Here is a 16173-nt window from a genome sequence, read left to right as displayed (position 1 = left end):
AATCTAGGAGTCCGTGTCGTCCTGGTGGCTCTCAGCCGCCTGTTGATGAAGGCGTGACTGGGGATCGTTCGGGCCGTTACGCCGCCTCAACCATACGTGTCGCGCGGACCCCGTCCCGCGATGTGGCGCGGCCCCTTACGCCACGACGGCGCGGCCGGGCCGGTGATCTTCAGCGACGTCACCACGCCGTTGCCGACCGCCGCGGCGATCTTGGCCAACAGCTGCGCCTGGATCATCCGCAGCTGGGTGGCCCAGGCGGTCGATTCCGCCGTCACGCTGAGCACCCCGTCGTTGAGCGCGGTCGGGGTCGCGTGGTCGGCGATCTGCTGGCCGACGACCGACGACCAGTGGCCCAGCACCGTGCCCTCGGCCACGTGCGCCGACCACCCGCGCTTTTTGGCCAGCTCGCGCGCCAACCTGCCCAGCGGCTGCGGATCGCGAACGTCCGGGCCCGGGCCCGACCAACTCCGTCGCTGTCCCGCCACGCGACGCGGGCCCGACGGCATCGCGCGCCCGCGACCGGCGTCCTTTCCTTGCGCGCGGGCCGCGGCACGCGCCTCCTCGAGGGTGCGCCGCACCAGGTCGATGCCTCTCAACCCGCCGAGCCGGTCCACGGTTTCCGCGTCGCCGTCGCCGGTCATGACAGCACCGCCGACACCCGGCCCGTGTCGTCGTCGCGCAGATCGATGTGCACCCGCCTAGCGTCCCAGTCCGCCGGAATGTCTTCCAGCACCGCCGCGGTCACCAGAACCTGCTCGGCCGATTCGGCCACCGCCGCCAACGCGCGCCGCCGCGTAGCGTCGAGTTCGGCGAACACGTCGTCGAGCAACAGCACCGGGTCACCGCCGTCCTCGCGCAGCAGCTCGTAGGCCGCCAAGCGCAGACCCACCGCGAACGACCACGATTCCCCGTGGCTCGCAAAGCCTTTGGCGGGCTGGTCGCCGAGCCGCAGCTCCAGATCGTCGCGGTGCGGACCGACGAGGCACATCCCGCGTTCCAGCTCCGCATCCCGGCGCGCCGACAGCCCGGCCAACAGGGCGGCCTCCAGGAACTCCCGGTCGGTGGGGTCGCCGTCCTCCAAGCCGGCCTGGTTGCCCAGGCTCGAGCGGTAGGCGATCGACGCGGGCCGCGATCCCGGGGCGAGCAATTGATAGGCCTTTTCCACCTCCGGCGCCAACTGGTTCACCAGATCGATGCGGGCCGCCATCAATTGGGCGCCGTGCTCGGCCAGCCGGCTATCCCAGACGTCCAAGGTGTCCAAAGCGCCCCGGTCGCCGCGGTAGCGCGCCCCCGACAGCGACTTCAACAGCGCCGTACGCTGCCGCAACACCTTGTCGTAATCGGCGCGCACCGCGGCGATCGTCGGCCTGCGCACGGTCGCCAAGTCGTCGAGGTAACGCCGGCGATCCGCCGGGTCGCCCCGCACCAGGGCCAGGTCTTCGGGCGCGAACAGCACGGCCCGCAGCACGCCGATCACCTCGCGCGTGCTGCGCACCGGTGACCGGTTCAGCCGGGCCTTGTTGGCGCGGCCCGCCGCGATCTCGAGATCGATCGCGCATTCCCGGCCGTCGTTGACGACGATGGTCGAGACCACCGCGCGGTTCGCGCCGGCCCGGATCAGCGGCGCGTCGGTTCCGACCCGGTGCGACCCCAAGGTGGTTGAATACCACAGGGCCTCAATCAGATTCGTCTTGCCAAACCCGTTGGGGCCGACGAATACCGTCCGGCCCGCCTGCAATTCGAGGTCGACGTGCGCCCAGGACCGAAAATCGCGCAGGCCCAAGTGCCGGACGTACACCTACCCGGGCAACCGGACGGGCATCAACAGGTACACGTAGGCCGTCGGCAACGCGGGGAAGGGGCCGGTGTCGGTCGGCGAGCTGTCGTCGGCGAGCGCCGGCCGTAGCAATGCCGGCTTGCCCGGGGTGGTGAAACCGAACGACACCCGCTCCGAATGCACCGACGCCAGCCCGTCGGTCAGGTACGTCGGGTTGAACGCGATCGTCAAAGGTTCGCCGACGAAGTCGACCTGCAGATCCTCCTCGGCGCGACCCACGTCGTCGGCCCCGGCGGACAGCCGCAGCGTCCCGTCGGAAAATTCCATCCGCACCTGCGCGCCCCGGTCGGCGACCAGGGCGACCAGCTTGATGGCCTCGGTCAGCTCGGCGACGTCGATGGTGGCGACGGCCGTGTGCTCCGCCGGCAACAGCTGCCGGAACTTGGGGAACTCCGCGTCAAGCAGGCGCGTGGTGCTGCGCTTGCCGTTGCCGCTGATACCCAGCAACCCGTCCTGGCCCACGCCGGCGCCGGCCCCCAGCGACAGCCGAACCTCATCCCCGTCGGCGCCGGCCTTGGCGGCCTCGGACAGCGTCTTGGCCGGCACCAGCACCGCGGCCTCGATGTCCGGCGACAACGCCGACCAGGTCAGCTCGCGAACCGCAAGACGGAACCGGTCGGTCGCCGCCAAAACCACCCGGTCGCCGGAAATCTCGACCCGGATCCCGGTCAGCATGGGCAACGTGTCGTCCCGGCCGGCGGCGATGGCCACCTGGCTGATCGCCTCGGCGAACAACTCCGCGGGTAGCGTGCCGGTACCTTCCGGCAGCGCGGGCAGCGTCGGATAGTCCTCGACCGGCATCGTCGGCAATGAAAACCTGGCGTTTCCGCAGGTCAACGCGACCCGATTGCCATCGACGTAGAAGTCGACGGGCTTGTTCGGCAACGCGCGGGTGATGTCCGACAACAGCCTGCCGGATACCAAAACGCTTCCAGGAGAAGCGATTTCGGCCGCGACCTGGGCCTCTGCCGAGACCTCGTAGTCGAATCCGGAAATCGTCAGCCCGTCGTCCGAACCGGACAGCAGGACCCCGGACAGCACCGGTACCGCCGGCCTGGTCGGCAGGTTCCTCGCCACCCACGACACCGCGTCGGCGAAAGACTCTCGCACCAGGCGGAATTTCAAGTCGGTGAGGCCAGCTGTTGTCGTCGCCGCGTCCATAGCGTCCCTTCACCTGCCAAGTGTTCGTAACCGAGATGGCTAGCCGCCCGTCGCTAGCGGTCGAACCACAACCGTAGATCTTCTGCGGCCATCTTGAAAGCTAATCCAATAGGCCGACAAGCCGGGCCAACGACGGCTGCGCGTCGCCCGGGCAACGCGTGTCCCCAACGGCGTTCTTCAAAGAAGAAACGACGAAGAGATTTCAGTACCAGTATTAAGGCCTGTGCATTCTGGGGACAGCCGGGTCGCGGCGCAGCTAGGGGAGTGGCCGGCTTGTGGATGACGGCGTTGACAACCGTGTGGGCTGTGTTGGGCCGCTGGGGATGGGAGACGGATGTGCACGGAAGTCCCAGTGCTGCACCGGTGTTTGGCGGGTTTCTGCACAGCGCTGCACACAGCCGCCCGGCTGTGACGGGTGTGACAGGGGAGTGGGAAGTTTTTTGAAAAAGTCGGCGGCACGGCGCCTGGAGGAGCAGATTCAGCGCTTGGAGCGCTGACGGATGCGCGTGGTGAGCTCCTTGACGTGGTCGAAGACCTCACGCCGCTCGGCCATCTCCGACAAAATCTTTCGCTGCGCGTACATGACCGTGGTGTGGTCGCGGCCGAACGCCTGACCGATCTTGGGCAACGACAAGTCGGTGAGTTCGCGGCACAGATACATCGCGATCTGGCGTGACTGCGCCAGCGCGCGGGTCTTGCCCGGGCCGCGCAGCTCCTCGACGGTGGTGTCGAAATACTCGGCGGTGGCCGCCATGATGGTCGCCGCGCTGATCTGCATGGTGCTGGCGTCGGCGATCAGGTCGCGAAGCACGATCTCGGCCAGCGCCTTGTCGATCGGAGTCTTGTTCAGCGACGCGAACGCCGTCACCCGGATCAGGGCTCCTTCGAGCTCGCGGATGTTGCGCTCGATGCTGCTGGCGATCAGCTCGAGCACGTCATCGGGCACCGCCAGCCGCTCCATCTGTGCCTTCTTGCGCAGGATGGCGATGCGGGTTTCCAGTTCGGGGGGCTGCACGTCGGTGATCAGGCCCCACTCGAACCGCGTCCTCAGCCGGTCCTCGAGGGTGGCGAGTTGTTTGGGCGGCCGGTCGGACGAGATGACGATCTGCTTGTTGGCGTTGTGCAGCGTATTGAAGGTGTGGAAGAACTCTTCCTGGATACCTTCTTTGCCCTCGATGAACTGGATGTCGTCGACCAGGAGCACGTCGACGTCGCGGTAGCTGCGCTTGAACGCGACCTTGCGGTCGTCGCGCAGCGAGTTGATGAAGTCGTTGGTGAATTCTTCGGTGGAGACGTACTTGACCCGCATGCCGGGGAACAGTCGCTGCGCGTAGTTACCCGCGGCGTGCAACAGGTGGGTCTTGCCGAGGCCGGACTCGCCCCAGATGAACAGGGGGTTGTAGGCGCGGGCCGGGGCTTCGGCGATGGCCAGCGCCGCGGCGTGGGCGAAGCGGTTGGAGGCGCCGATGACGAACGTGTCGAAGGTGTAGCGCCGGTTGAGGCTGGTTCCGCCGGCGACGGCCGGGTCGGCGGTGTGCGGGCGTTCGGTGAAGTAGTTGGGCCAGCTCTGCTCGGCGCCGCCGAGTTCACCGTTCTCGTCGGCCTCGTCGGCGTCGAGCGCGGTGTCCATGTCGGCGTCGTCGGGCTGGGTCAGGATTTGGGTGTCCGGCGGGAAGCTCTCCGGTTGCGCGAACGGGCCGTCGGCGCCGTCCTCGGGCGGGGCGATGCGCACCCCGAGCTGGATCTGCTGACCGAGACGCCGGCTGAGCGCGTCGGTGATGGGAGCGCGCAGGTGGCGTTCGATCTCGTTTTGCACGAAGCTGCTGGGCACTGACAACAGAGCAAAGCCCTCGACGATCGTCAGGGGCTGTACGAGGTTCAGCCACGCCCTTTGCTGAGGGGTCAGAGGTGTGACGAGGGCGGTGCGATTGGCGGACATGCCGTCGGAGGCCGGCTCGCCGTTCAGCTCGGAGACGACGGCACTCCACACGGTGGTGAATCCTGAACCGGGGTCATCGGTCAACGACGTAATCTCCCTGGTTCTCGCAGATCCCGGGTCGAGGAGCGGTCACGCTGGGCGACAAAGCAACTGTCCACATAGTTATGCACAGGTGTGGACAGGATGAGCGTCAACGAGCCGCAGCCTACCGGCGACGGCCCGCGATCTCCATGCTGATGACAACCCCTGCAGGCCGCCTAGACAGCTAGTCGATCCGCCATCCTCGCTTAGTCGTCGAGCGCCGTTCCACGCTGAAACGGCATTGCCCGAAGCTAACAGTTTTCCGTTCTGCTGCCAACCGTTCTGCTGCATTCCAATCAGCTTCTCTAGGGTCGTTCGGGGGGTGCATGCTGGTTGTTGTCTAATGGTGCCGCAGAGTCCGCGTCGAGAACTTCTGTTTTCGCGGATGTGTGAGTTGGCTTCTTGTGGCAGACCAAGCGGCAGACCAAGTTTGACCCAGCGAAGGCTCGTCAGTACCCTCGAACAGTCGCCCGAAAGTCGGCGATACGGCTGCGACCCGGACCTAGCCCGGGGACCGCGCCGGCCAGCAGCAAGACCCACCCCCGACCGACTCGCGGACGAACGCAGTCGAGCAGCGTGAGCGGCCGGATGGTTCGAATACGAGGAGAACGCCGTGGCCAAGGGCAAGCGGACCTTCCAGCCGAATAACCGGCGCCGTGCCCGCGTGCACGGCTTCCGGTTGCGGATGCGCACCCGCGCCGGGCGGGCCGTCGTCTCCAACCGGCGCCGCAAAGGCCGCCGCGCGCTAACTGCCTGATCGCAACGTCAGGTTTTTCGGCGGTGCTTCCCGCACGCAACCGCATGAGGCGTTCAACGGAGTTTGACGCCGCGGTGAGGCACGGGGTGCGCTCGGCGCAGGCCGACGTCGTCGTGCATCTGCGCCGGGCGGCGGAGGACGACACCGGGCCGCGCGTCGGGCTGATCATCGCCAAGCCGGTGGGTTCGGCGGTGGAACGCCACCGGGTGGCCCGACGGCTCCGGCACGTGGCGCGCACGATGGTCGGCGACCTTCGCCAATCCGATCACCTCGTGATCCGGGCGCTGCCGGGCAGCCGCCAGGCCTCGTCGGCGCGGCTCGAACAGCAACTGCGGCGCGGGCTGCGGCGCGCCCTCGAGTCGGTGGGGGCCGGCCGATGAGCGCGGCGCGCGGCCTGATTTTCCTGATCCGCCTGTACCAGCACATGGTGTCGCCACTGCGCCTGCCGACGTGTCGCTTCACCCCGACCTGTAGCCAGTACGCCGTCGACGCCCTCACCGAGTACGGCTTGATCCGGGGGAGTTGGCTCTCCGCGATCAGGCTCGCCAAATGCGGACCGTGGCATCGGGGAGGATGGGATCCGATACCCGAGCGAAGCGGCTCCCGAGCCGGCTTCGACGACGCCAGCACGGCCTGGGAATCCCCAGCGAAGCAAGGGAAGAGTGAGTCTTTTGCACTTTGATTTCTTCAGCCTCGACATCATCTACTACCCGGTGTCGTGGATCATGTGGGCTTGGTACAAGCTGTTCGCGGCCATCCTCGGCCCGTCGAACTTCTTCGCCTGGGCCCTGTCGGTGATGTTCCTCGTGTTCACCCTGCGAGCCCTGCTGTACAAGCCGGTGGTGAACCAGATCCGCTTCACCCGGCAGATGCAGGAACTGCAGCCGCAGCTGAAGGCGCTGCAGAAGAAGTACGCCAAGGACCGGCAGCGCATGACGCTCGAGATGCAGAAGCTGCAACGCGAGCACGGCTTCAATCCGCTGCTGGGCTGCCTGCCCGCCTTCGCCCAGATCCCGGTGTTCCTCGGGCTGTATCACGTGCTGCGGTCGTTCAACCGCACCACCGGGGGCTTCGGCCAGGCGCACCTGTCGGTGGCGCAGAACCGGATGACCGGGAACTACTTCTTCAGCCCCGCCGACGTGGGCCACTTCCTGGACGCCAACCTGTTCGGCGCGCCGATCGGCGCGTTCATGACGCAGCGGTCCGGGCTGGACGCGTTCACCATCTTCAGCCGCCCCGCGGTGATCGCCGTGGGCGCGCCGGTGATGATCCTCGCCGGCATCGCGACGTTCTTCAACAGCCGCGCGTCGGTGGCGCGCCAGAGCCCGGAGGCGGCCTCCAATCCGCAGACCGCGATGATGAACAAGCTTTCGCTGTACGTGTTTCCGCTCGGCGTGATCGTCAGTGGGCCGTTCGTTCCGCTCGCGATCATCCTGTACTTCTTCGCCAACAACATCTGGACGTTCGGACAGCAGCACTACGTGTTCGGAATGATCGAGAAAGAGGACGAGGCCAAGCGTCAGCAGGCGATCCAGCGCCGGGCCGCGAACGCGCCGGCGCCCGGCGCCAAGCCCAAGCGCAACCCCAAGGCGGCGGATACGCCAGCGGGACCGGAGTCCGATGGGTCGAGCGACGACGCCGGCGGCGCGAAGACGACGACGGCCCAGCCGGACAAGCCGACGGCGGAGGGACGCACCGACGGTCCGACCAACCGCACCCCGCGACCCGGGGCGCGACCGAAAAAGCGGAAACGCTGACGCAGCGACGACGCAGCCACCGGCCCCTGGACCAGTGACCGGGACGGGGAGCCATGGATGAGGGAGAGATAACGAGATGACGGACGCCGACACCACCGAGCGCGACGTGGACGCGGAACTCGACACGCAAGCGCCGGTCGACGAGGAAGTTGCGGAGTCGGGCGGCGCGGACGCGGACCAGCCCGACGACGCGGAGGAGCGGTTGGTCGCCGAGGGGGAGATCGCCGGCGACTACCTCGAGGAGCTGCTGGACCTCTTGGACTTCGACGGCGACATCGACCTCGACGTCGAGGGCGACCGCGCCGTGGTGAGCATCGACGGCAGCGACGACCTCAACAAGTTGGTCGGCCGCGGGGGCGAGGTGCTCGACGCGCTGCAGGAGCTCACCCGGCTGGCCGTGCATCAGAAGACGGGGGTGCGCAGCCGGCTGATGCTCGACATCGCCAGCTGGCGTCGCCGGCGGCGCGAAGAACTGGCCGCGCTGGGCGACAAGGTGGCGCGGCGGGTGCTCAGCTCCGGCGAGCGCGAGGAGCTCTCGCCGATGACGCCGTTCGAGCGCAAGATCGTCCACGACGCCGTGGCGGCGGTGCCGGGCGTTCACAGCGAGAGCGAGGGCCAGGAGCCGTCGCGGCGCGTCGTCGTCCTGCTCGACTGACCGAGTCACAGCGATGTAATTCGCGGGCCTCCGCCCATCCGGTGGCGCGGGCCCGCAGGGATCGGGGATGTTTCACGTGAAACGAGACGACGAAATGTTTCACGTGAAACACCCCGTGCCCGAGCCCTCAAGCGATGCGGCCGCCGCGGTCTTCGGTCCGGGGATAGACAGCGCACGGCGCTACGCCGAGTTGCTCGCGGGGGCCGGCGTCGAACGCGGGCTCCTCGGTCCCAGAGAGGCGGGGCGCCTCTGGGAGCGCCACCTATTAAATAGCGCCGCGGTGGCCGAGCTCCTGGAACCGGGAGAGCGGGTCATCGACATCGGCAGCGGGGCCGGGCTGCCCGGGATTCCATTGGCGATCGCGCGGGCCGATCTCGAGGTCGTCCTCCTCGAGCCGCTGCTGCGGCGAAGCGAGTTTCTCACCGAGGTGGTTGCCGAACTAGGGTTGGCGATCGAGGTGGTGCGCGGCCGCGCGGAGGAGCCCTGGGTGCGCGAACGGTTCGGGGCCCGGGACGCCACGGTGTCGCGCGCGGTGGCGCCGCTGGACAAGCTGACGAAGTGGAGTATGCCGTTGCTACGGCCGGACGGGCGGATGGTCGCGATCAAAGGGGAGCGCGCTCCCGAGGAACTCAAAACGCACCGGCGTGTGATGGCGGCGGCGGGCGCGGTTGATGCCAGGGTGGTGACATGTGGCGCGAACTATTTATGTCCGCCCGCAACCGTAGTGCTGGCGCGACGCGAGAAGCACCCGCGCCCCAGGGCGTCACGGATGGCAGACAGGGGGACGCGGTGAGCGCTCCGCAGGACGGGCAGGCCGCTTCCGCGCCGAGCCTCACCGAGCCCCAGCCCCCCGTCGCGGCGGACGCCGGGGCCGGAGATGTTTCACGTGAAACGTCGAACGAATACGACACCCCCATCGCCGCGGCCGCCGAGCGCGCGATGCGGGTCCTGCACACCACCTACCCGCCGCTGCGCCGGCCCCGCCACCGCCGCGTGTTCACAGTCGCGAACCAGAAGGGCGGCGTCGGCAAGACCACCACAGCGGTCAACCTCGCCGCCGCCCTGGCCGTGCAGGGACTCAAGACGTTGGTGATCGATCTCGACCCCCAGGGCAACGCGAGCACCGCGCTGGGCATCCACGACCGGAAGGCGGGCACCCCGTCGTCGTACGAGGTGCTCATCGGCGAGGTCGCGCTGCGGGACGCGCTGCGGCCCAGCCCGCACAGCCCCCGGTTGTTCTGTGTGCCGGCGACGATCGATCTGGCCGGCGCGGAGATCGAATTGGTCAGCATGGTCGCACGCGAGAACCGGCTGCGCACCGCGCTGGCCGAGCTCGAGCAGTTCGACTTCGACTACGTGTTCGTCGACTGCCCACCGTCGCTGGGCCTGTTGACGATCAACGCCCTCGTGGCCGCCCCGGAGGTCATGATCCCGATCCAGTGCGAGTACTACGCGCTCGAGGGTGTGTCACAGCTGATGCGCAATATCGACATGGTGAAGGCTCACCTCAATCCCCAGTTGGAGGTGACCACCGTGGTCCTCACGATGTACGACGGGCGGACCAAGCTGGCGGACCAGGTCGCCGAAGAGGTGCGCCGCTATTTCGGCACCAAGGTGCTGCGCACGGTGATCCCGCGCAGCGTCAAGGTCTCCGAGGCGCCGGGCTACAGCATGACGATCATCGACTACGACCCCGGTTCGCGCGGGGCGATGAGCTATCTGGACGCGAGCCGCGAACTCGCCGAACGGGACTGACCACACCCACCATCCGCGAAGGGACGACCATGACGCAGCCGTTACGCAAGAAGGGCGGCCTCGGCCGGGGCCTGGCTTCGCTGATCCCGACCGGTCCGGCGGAAGGTGACTCCGGTCCGGCGACGCTGGGCCCGCGGATGGGCGACGCGGCCGCCGATGTGTTGATCGGCGGGCCGGCCGCTGCCGCGGCGGACGCCGCCGGGGTGGGGGCGGTCTACCGCGAGATCGCGCCGGCCGACATCGAGCGCAACCCCCGACAGCCCCGGCAGGTGTTCGACGAGGAGGCGTTGTCGGAGCTGGTGCATTCCATCCGCGAGTTCGGGCTCCTGCAGCCGATCGTGGTCCGGGCGGTGGCCGGCACACCGGGCGGCGCGCGGTACCAGATCGTGATGGGGGAGCGGCGATGGCGGGCGGCCCAGGAGGCGGGGCTGGCCACCATCCCGGCCATCGTGCGCGAGACCGGCGACGACAACCTGCTGCGCGACGCCTTGCTCGAGAACATCCACCGGGTGCAGCTGAACCCGTTGGAAGAGGCGGCGGCCTACCAGCAGCTGCTCGACGAGTTCGGTGTCACCCATGACGAACTGGCGTCCCGGATCGGCCGGTCGCGGCCGCTGATCTCGAACATGATCCGGTTGTTGAAGCTGCCGATCGCGGTGCAGCGGCGGGTCGCGGCGGGTGTCCTGTCCGCCGGGCACGCCCGGGCGCTACTGTCGCTGGAGGCCGGCCCGGAGGCGCAGGAGGAGCTGGCAAGCCGGATCGTCGCGGAGGGCCTGTCGGTGCGAGCCACCGAGGAGGCGGTGACGCTGGCCAACCGCGGCGACGCGGCCCCGCCCGCGGCGCCGCGCCGCAAGCCGATCCAGATGCCCGGGCTGCAGGACGTTGCCGAGCGGCTGTCGAACACCTTCGACACGCGGGTGACGGTCAGCCTGGGCAAACGCAAGGGGCGGATCGTGGTCGAGTTCGCCTCGGTGGAGGACCTGCAGCGGATCGTCGACGTGATGACCCCGCCCAAGCCATGACGCTCCATACGGTGTAATTACGTCACTGTGACACTGGGGCGGTTTTGCGACCGAAATCGCCCGTGCGACGCCCGGCCGCACCCCGAGTTCTGGTGTGCCCCAAGGTGTTTGGCCACTAAGCCGGATTTCGCCGCGCTGCCCGCACCCGATCGGCGGCGCCGGCCCACGTGGCGCGGCAAACACTGGTCTCTTGTGGACAAACTCTCCTATCCTGGAGAGGTTGCCGGTGGTCCCGTTAACCGAGAGACCCCGATACCGCACGGAAGCCAGGAGGCTAGTGTCCGCTCGAATCACGCCGCTGCGACTCGAGGCATTCGAGCACCTTCCCAAGCACGCGCGCCGCTGCGTCTTCTGGGAGGTCGACCCGGCGACCCTCGGCAACCAGGACCACCTCGCCGATCCCGAATTCGAAAAAGAGGCCTGGCTGTCCATGGTGATGCTCGAGTGGGGTTCGTGCGGCCAGGTCGCCACCGCGGCGCCCGACGATGAGCGCAGCCACATCGAACCGCCCTGCCTGGGCTACGTCCTCTACGCGCCGCCGCGCGCGGTGCCGCGGGCGCAGCGGTTCCCGACCGCGCCGGTATCCGCCGACGCGATCCTGTTGACGTCGATGAACATCGAGCCGGGTCCCGACGCCGACGACCTGCCGCACGGACTCATCGCCACCGTGATCGACGAGCTGGTACGGCGCGGCGTGCGGGCGCTGGAGGCGTTCGGCCGGACCCCGGCGGCCGCCGAGTTGCAGGATCCGCGGGCGGTGGATCCCGACGTGCGGCCGGTGCTGGAGGCCCTCGGGGACTGCTCGGTCGACCACTGCATGATCGACGCGGAGTTCCTCAAGGACGTGGGATTCGTTGTGGTGGCACCACATACGTACTTCCCGCGGCTGCGGCTGGAGCTGGACAAGGGACTGGGCTGGAAGGCCGAGGTCGAGGCGGCGCTGGAGCGCCTGCTGGCCAACGCTCAGTTGCAACAGCCGGTGGGGGCGGGTTCGGCGACTTCGTTGATGGCGGGCGACACGCCACGGATCAGCGGCGGCGCTTAAGAAACTAGGAACCGCCGAGCCTCGACGCCCGTTCCACCGACAATTCGTGAGCCAACAGCTCGGCGAAGGTGAATGTGCCAGTGGGGCGGTCGTTTTTGCCGAGCAGGTAGAGCCGCTTGACCGCGGCGAGGATGCCTTCGGCGATCGCGTCGCGCGCCTGCGTGGAGACCAGCATCGCGCGGTCACGCGGGTTGGTGATGTAGCCGACGTCCACCTGCACGGTCGGCATCCGCGTCAGCCGCAGCAGGTCCCACGTCCGGCCATGCGTGCGGCAATCCCGTAACCCGGTGCGGGCCACCACTTCTCGCTGAATGAAGTCGGCCAGGTTGCGACCGATCGTCGAGACCGAACCGTGCGAATTGCCGAAGTGGAAGGAGGCCACGCCGTTGGCCGACGGGCTGGCCTGCGATTCGCAGCGCAGGCTGATCATCAGGTCGGCGCCGACGTTGTTCGCCGTCGCGGCGCGCTCGGCGTCCGACGGGCTGCGATTGGTGGGCCGCGACAAGAACGTCTCCATGCCAATGGCGGTCATCCGGCCCTCGAGCCGACTGGCCAAGTCCCACAACACATCTGCTTCACTGACCGGGCCGGCCACGCCCTGCATGATCATGCCGTGGTCCGCCCCGCCGCGGCCCGGGTCGATGATGATGCGCTTGCCGGACAGCTTCGGGCCGGATCGGCGGACCAGCTCTTCCTCGCGGATGGCGTGCGGTGAGCCGCCGCTGACCCGCGAGCTCAGAAAATACAAGGAGCGCAGGGTTTCCGGGCCGCAGATGCCGTCGGCGGCGAGCCCGTACTCGCGCTGATACGACATCAGGGCGTTGTGGGTCTGCAGGCCGAAGTGGCCGTCGACCAGGCCGGTGTAGAAACCGAGGTCCTGCAGCCGCGCCTGCAGGGTGGCGACGTCGTCGCCGTACAGAGGAGCCCCGAATTGGTGATACAGGGTGCGCGCGCCGAGCCGATACGAGGCCTCTTTGAGCGCGCGGTAGGTGGCCTCGCCGACGATGCCGTCGACCAACAGGCCGCGGTTCTGCTGGAAAGCGCGCACGGCCTGGTCGAGTTCGGCATCGAAGACCTCGACGGCCACGTGGCGGCCGGTCGTCATGTCTTCGTCGGGGTTTTCCAGCAGTCCCAGCGAGGCCAGCGTCGCCCGGATTTCGGTCACGGCAGCGCTGCGGTCACCACAGCGCAGCGCGTCGCCGTCTTCGCGGCGCGGACTCGACATACCAAGGGTCCTCCGGGACAAGGCTGAACACGTGCAACAGCTACCCGTATTGTCGCAGACGCTTCTCCGTTTTCGGAAAACCCCAGGCTAAGCGCGGGGCGCGGCGCGGCGGATCAGACGACGGTCAGGTCAGGTTGGGGACCGCGTCGGAAAGCTCGCGCAGCAGCGCGGCCTTGCCCTTGGCACCGACGATCCGCTTCACCGGTTGGCCGTCTTTGAACAGGATCATGGTGGGGATCGAAACCACCTGGAAATCGCGCGCCGTCTCGGGGTTGGCGTCGACGTCGAGCTTGGCGACGGTCAACTGGCCGGCCCGCTCGGCGGCGATTTCCTCGAGCACCGGTGCCACCATCTTGCACGGACCGCACCACGTCGCCCAAAAGTCAACCAGCACAGGCTTGTCGCTCGTCAACACGTCGGTAGAAAACGACGCATCCGAGACTTCTATTGTGGCGCCGGACTTTTCGGCATCGGTCATCGTGGTGCTCCAATCAATGTGTCGGTACCTTCGGCGGTTCCGGCGCCCGCGGCGTGGTCGGGTGCGTCGGACTCGTGCTCGGCCAGCCAGCGCTCCGCGTCGATGGCCGCGGCGCAGCCACTGCCCGCGGCGGTGACCGCCTGCCGGTAGGTGCGGTCGACCAGGTCGCCGGCGGCGAACACGCCCTCGAGCGTGGTGCTGGTGGTGCGCCCCTGGACCAGGACATAGCCGTCGGGGTCGACGTCGAGGACGTCGCGCACCAGCGCCGAGCGCGGCTCGTGACCGATTGCCACGAAGACGCCGGTGACCGGGAGGGTTGACTGGTCGCCAGTTACGGTGTCGCGCAACCGCAATCCGGTCACCGTCGTGTCGCCCTCGACGGCCTCCACGACCGCGTTGGTGACGAATTTGATCTTGTCGTTGCTACGAGCCCGGTTGAGCATGATCTTGGACGCCCGGAACTCGTCGCGGCGGTGCACCAGCGTCACACTGCTGGCGAACCGGGTCAGGAAGAGGGCCTCTTCCATGGCCGAGTCGCCGCCGCCGATGACGGCGATGTCCTGGTCGCGGAAGAAGAACCCGTCACAGGTGGCGCACGAGCTCACGCCGCGCCCCAGCAATTCCTGTTCGCCGGGGACCTGCAGGTAGCGCGCGGCCGCGCCCATGGCCAGGATGACGGCCCGGGCCCGATGCGTCTCGCCGTCGGCGGTGACGACCGACTTGATCGGCCCGTCCAGCGAGACCGATTCGACGTCTTCCATCCGCAGGTCCGCACCGAACCGCAGCGCCTGCTCACGCATCTCGTCCATCAGCTCCGGGCCGGTGATGCCGTCGCGGAAGCCGGGGTAGTTCTCCACCTCGGTCGTGGTCATCAGCGCGCCACCGAACGAGGTGCCCTCGAAGACGAGCGGGGCCAGCTGCGCGCGGGCGGTGTAGAGGGCGGCGGTGTACCCGGCGGGGCCGGAGCCGATGATGATGACGTCGTGGACGGTGTCGTGGGTGTCGGCGGTCATTCGGGCCTTTCAGGTGCGGAAGCTACGTCTACGAACGCCAGCGTAGGCGCGGGTGTTCCCGGGTGCTGGGCACCACACTAAGACGAGGGGCGGGGGACCTGCGTGTTGGCCAGCAGCCCGGTATCGGCGGCGCTGCAGTTCGGCGCCACGGCGAAGACGGCCAGGTTGTCGGGCGTGTCGCCGGGCAACACCAGCAGCACCCCGGGCCGGGCATTGATGTCGACCGGTCGCGCGCCGAGCACCTGCGTGGACGCCGGGTAGCCGAGGCCGCTGAGGCAGGACGCGCGCCGCGGGGGATCGACGAGCGGGCCGTAGTCGGGGCTGCGGGTGAGCAGGCCGAGGATCTCCGCGCTCGAGAGCGGGATCGCCATCGGGGGCGTGGACACCGTGATGTGCTGCGCGGTGGCCGGGGCGCTGGGCGTGGGCTCGGGCGCGTTGATCAGCGCCGCGGTGCCGACCCCGACGGCCGCGAGCACTGCGCAGGCGCCGACGACACCGGCGACAACCCGCGCGGGCCGCGGGCGCGGCCGCGCCGAGTGCGCGACGCCGGCGCGTCTATCCGCCGACTCCAGGGCGGACGAGATCCGGGCGGTCACGTGCGGGGGAACCTCGGGCGCCGAATCCGCGTCGACACCCAGCGCGGCGACGTCGCGGCGCACCCGGTGCAGCGCGCGCAGGGTTTTCTCCGCGTCGGGGTCGTCGCGGACCCGCCTGCGCACGCGGGCCGCGACATCGTCGTCGAGCAGGCCCGCCTGGAGGTCGGCCAGCAGCTCGACGGTTAACGGCGGGTCCGCAGTCTCGTCGTCGGGTTCACCCATCCGCCCCAGTGTCCGTCATGCCCTGACAGTCGGCCAAAGCGCGCTAGCACCGGCCGGCGGGACGGTCGGCTCCGATGTACCCGAGCAGCTCGGCGAGGCGGACCCGGCCGCGGGAACACCGGCTCTTGACGGTGCCCTCGGCGATGCCCAGCAGCGCGGCGGTGTCGGCGACCGAGTAGCCCTGCATGTCGACGGCCACCACCGCGGCCCGCTGCTCGGCGGGGAGGCGCATCAGGGCCCGGTGCACCACGATCGCCGTCTCGACCTGCGCCGTGCGGTCGGCGACGGGGTAGACGTCCTCGAGCGGGGCCGTCGGGTGGGCTTTGGTCCGGCGCAGCCGGTCCAGGCAGGCGTTCACCACGATCCGGTGCAGCCAGCTGCCGACCGCGGCGTCGTGCCGGAAGGAACCCGCGCAGCGGTGTGCCGACAGCATCGCGTCCTGCAGTGCGTCCTCGGCGTCCTCGGGCGTGCGGGTGGTCAGCCGGGCGAGGCGGTGCAACTGCCGTTGGTGGCGGTGGAACAACTCGCCGAAGGCGTGGCGGTCGCCGGCGACGTGGGCCGCCAGCAGTTCGGCGTCGCTGCGCTGCCCTTCGCCGTTTTCCCCGAGACCCACGGCCGGACAGTAACCAA

General features: G+C 68.8%; 18 protein-coding genes. 9 read left to right on the top strand and 9 right to left on the bottom strand.

The window, feature by feature from the left end; translation table 11 throughout:
- Positions 1-86: 86 nt before the first annotated feature.
- The 4 genes from AC5Y4Z_RS14760 to dnaA all read right to left on the bottom strand — a co-directional run bounded on the left by AC5Y4Z_RS14760 (position 87) and on the right by dnaA (position 5021).
- On the bottom strand, positions 87-641 hold the full coding sequence (locus tag AC5Y4Z_RS14760; protein ID WP_499965119.1) for a DUF721 family protein: 555 nt from the start codon (positions 639-641) through the stop codon (positions 87-89).
- The gene (gene recF, locus AC5Y4Z_RS14755) at positions 638-1798 is read right to left on the bottom strand and encodes a DNA replication/repair protein RecF (protein WP_499965117.1); all 1161 of its coding nucleotides are present in this window, start codon (positions 1796-1798) and stop codon (positions 638-640) included. Before recF ends, AC5Y4Z_RS14760 begins: the two co-directional genes overlap by 4 nt.
- The gene (gene dnaN / locus AC5Y4Z_RS14750) at positions 1799-2998 is read right to left on the bottom strand and encodes a DNA polymerase III subunit beta (protein WP_499965115.1); all 1200 of its coding nucleotides are present in this window, start codon (positions 2996-2998) and stop codon (positions 1799-1801) included.
- A 478-nt stretch (positions 2999-3476) separates the two neighbouring features.
- Positions 3477-5021: a chromosomal replication initiator protein DnaA gene (gene dnaA, locus AC5Y4Z_RS14745; RefSeq protein WP_499965113.1), complete on the bottom strand. Its 1545-nt coding sequence runs from the start codon at positions 5019-5021 to the stop codon at positions 3477-3479.
- A 610-nt stretch (positions 5022-5631) separates the two neighbouring features.
- On the opposite strand from dnaA, the gene rpmH reads away from it, so the two are divergent.
- The 9 genes from rpmH (at position 5632) to AC5Y4Z_RS14700 (ending at position 12009) form a co-directional block, all read left to right on the top strand.
- Positions 5632-5775: a 50S ribosomal protein L34 gene (gene rpmH, locus AC5Y4Z_RS14740; protein ID WP_499965111.1), complete on the top strand. Its 144-nt coding sequence runs from the start codon at positions 5632-5634 to the stop codon at positions 5773-5775.
- Positions 5776-5798: 23 nt separating this feature from the next.
- Positions 5799-6155 (top strand): ribonuclease P protein component, encoded by a 357-nt coding sequence (gene rnpA / locus AC5Y4Z_RS14735; RefSeq protein ID WP_499965109.1) that lies wholly within the window; start codon positions 5799-5801, stop codon positions 6153-6155.
- Positions 6152-6457, top strand: coding sequence for a membrane protein insertion efficiency factor YidD (gene yidD / locus AC5Y4Z_RS14730; RefSeq protein ID WP_499965107.1), 306 nt, complete (start codon positions 6152-6154; stop codon positions 6455-6457). Before rnpA ends, yidD begins: the two co-directional genes overlap by 4 nt.
- Positions 6438-7532 (top strand): membrane protein insertase YidC, encoded by a 1095-nt coding sequence (gene yidC, locus AC5Y4Z_RS14725; protein ID WP_499965104.1) that lies wholly within the window; start codon positions 6438-6440, stop codon positions 7530-7532. Before yidD ends, yidC begins: the two co-directional genes overlap by 20 nt.
- A 76-nt stretch (positions 7533-7608) precedes the next feature.
- Positions 7609-8187, top strand: coding sequence for a Jag family protein (locus AC5Y4Z_RS14720; protein WP_499965102.1), 579 nt, complete (start codon positions 7609-7611; stop codon positions 8185-8187).
- A 94-nt stretch (positions 8188-8281) separates the two neighbouring features.
- Positions 8282-8980 (top strand): 16S rRNA (guanine(527)-N(7))-methyltransferase RsmG, encoded by a 699-nt coding sequence (gene rsmG, locus AC5Y4Z_RS14715; RefSeq protein ID WP_499965502.1) that lies wholly within the window; start codon positions 8282-8284, stop codon positions 8978-8980.
- Positions 8875-9942: a ParA family protein gene (locus AC5Y4Z_RS14710; protein WP_499965099.1), complete on the top strand. Its 1068-nt coding sequence runs from the start codon at positions 8875-8877 to the stop codon at positions 9940-9942. The genes rsmG and AC5Y4Z_RS14710 overlap by 106 nt, the downstream gene beginning before the upstream one ends.
- Positions 9943-9971: 29 nt before the next feature.
- Positions 9972-10964 carry a ParB/RepB/Spo0J family partition protein gene (locus AC5Y4Z_RS14705; RefSeq protein WP_499965097.1) on the top strand — a complete coding sequence of 331 codons (993 nt, stop codon included), beginning with the start codon at positions 9972-9974 and terminating at the stop codon, positions 10962-10964.
- Positions 10965-11241: 277 nt separating this feature from the next.
- Positions 11242-12009, top strand: a complete 768-nt coding sequence (locus AC5Y4Z_RS14700; protein WP_499965095.1) for an acetyltransferase — start codon at positions 11242-11244, stop codon at positions 12007-12009.
- 4 nt (positions 12010-12013) lie between these two features.
- On the opposite strand, the gene AC5Y4Z_RS14695 is transcribed toward AC5Y4Z_RS14700, so the two are convergent.
- The 5 genes from AC5Y4Z_RS14695 to sigM form a co-directional block, all read right to left on the bottom strand.
- Positions 12014-13234, bottom strand: a complete 1221-nt coding sequence (locus AC5Y4Z_RS14695) for an N-acetylmuramoyl-L-alanine amidase (RefSeq protein ID WP_499965093.1) — start codon at positions 13232-13234, stop codon at positions 12014-12016.
- A 124-nt stretch (positions 13235-13358) separates the two neighbouring features.
- The gene (gene trxA / locus AC5Y4Z_RS14690) at positions 13359-13712 is read right to left on the bottom strand and encodes a thioredoxin (RefSeq protein WP_499965091.1); all 354 of its coding nucleotides are present in this window, start codon (positions 13710-13712) and stop codon (positions 13359-13361) included.
- Positions 13709-14725, bottom strand: a complete 1017-nt coding sequence (gene trxB / locus AC5Y4Z_RS14685) for a thioredoxin-disulfide reductase (protein WP_499965089.1) — start codon at positions 14723-14725, stop codon at positions 13709-13711. Before trxB ends, trxA begins: the two co-directional genes overlap by 4 nt.
- 77 nt (positions 14726-14802) lie before the next feature.
- Positions 14803-15543 carry an RsmA family anti-sigma factor gene (locus tag AC5Y4Z_RS14680; RefSeq protein WP_499965087.1) on the bottom strand — a complete coding sequence of 247 codons (741 nt, stop codon included), beginning with the start codon at positions 15541-15543 and terminating at the stop codon, positions 14803-14805.
- Between the two features lie 43 nt (positions 15544-15586).
- Positions 15587-16156, bottom strand: coding sequence for an RNA polymerase sigma factor SigM (sigM, locus tag AC5Y4Z_RS14675; protein ID WP_499965085.1), 570 nt, complete (start codon positions 16154-16156; stop codon positions 15587-15589).
- Positions 16157-16173 lie beyond the last annotated feature (17 nt).

Source organism: Mycobacterium sp. NGS63 (assembly GCF_059812295.1).
This window is presented reverse-complemented; position numbering and strand designations above follow the sequence as displayed.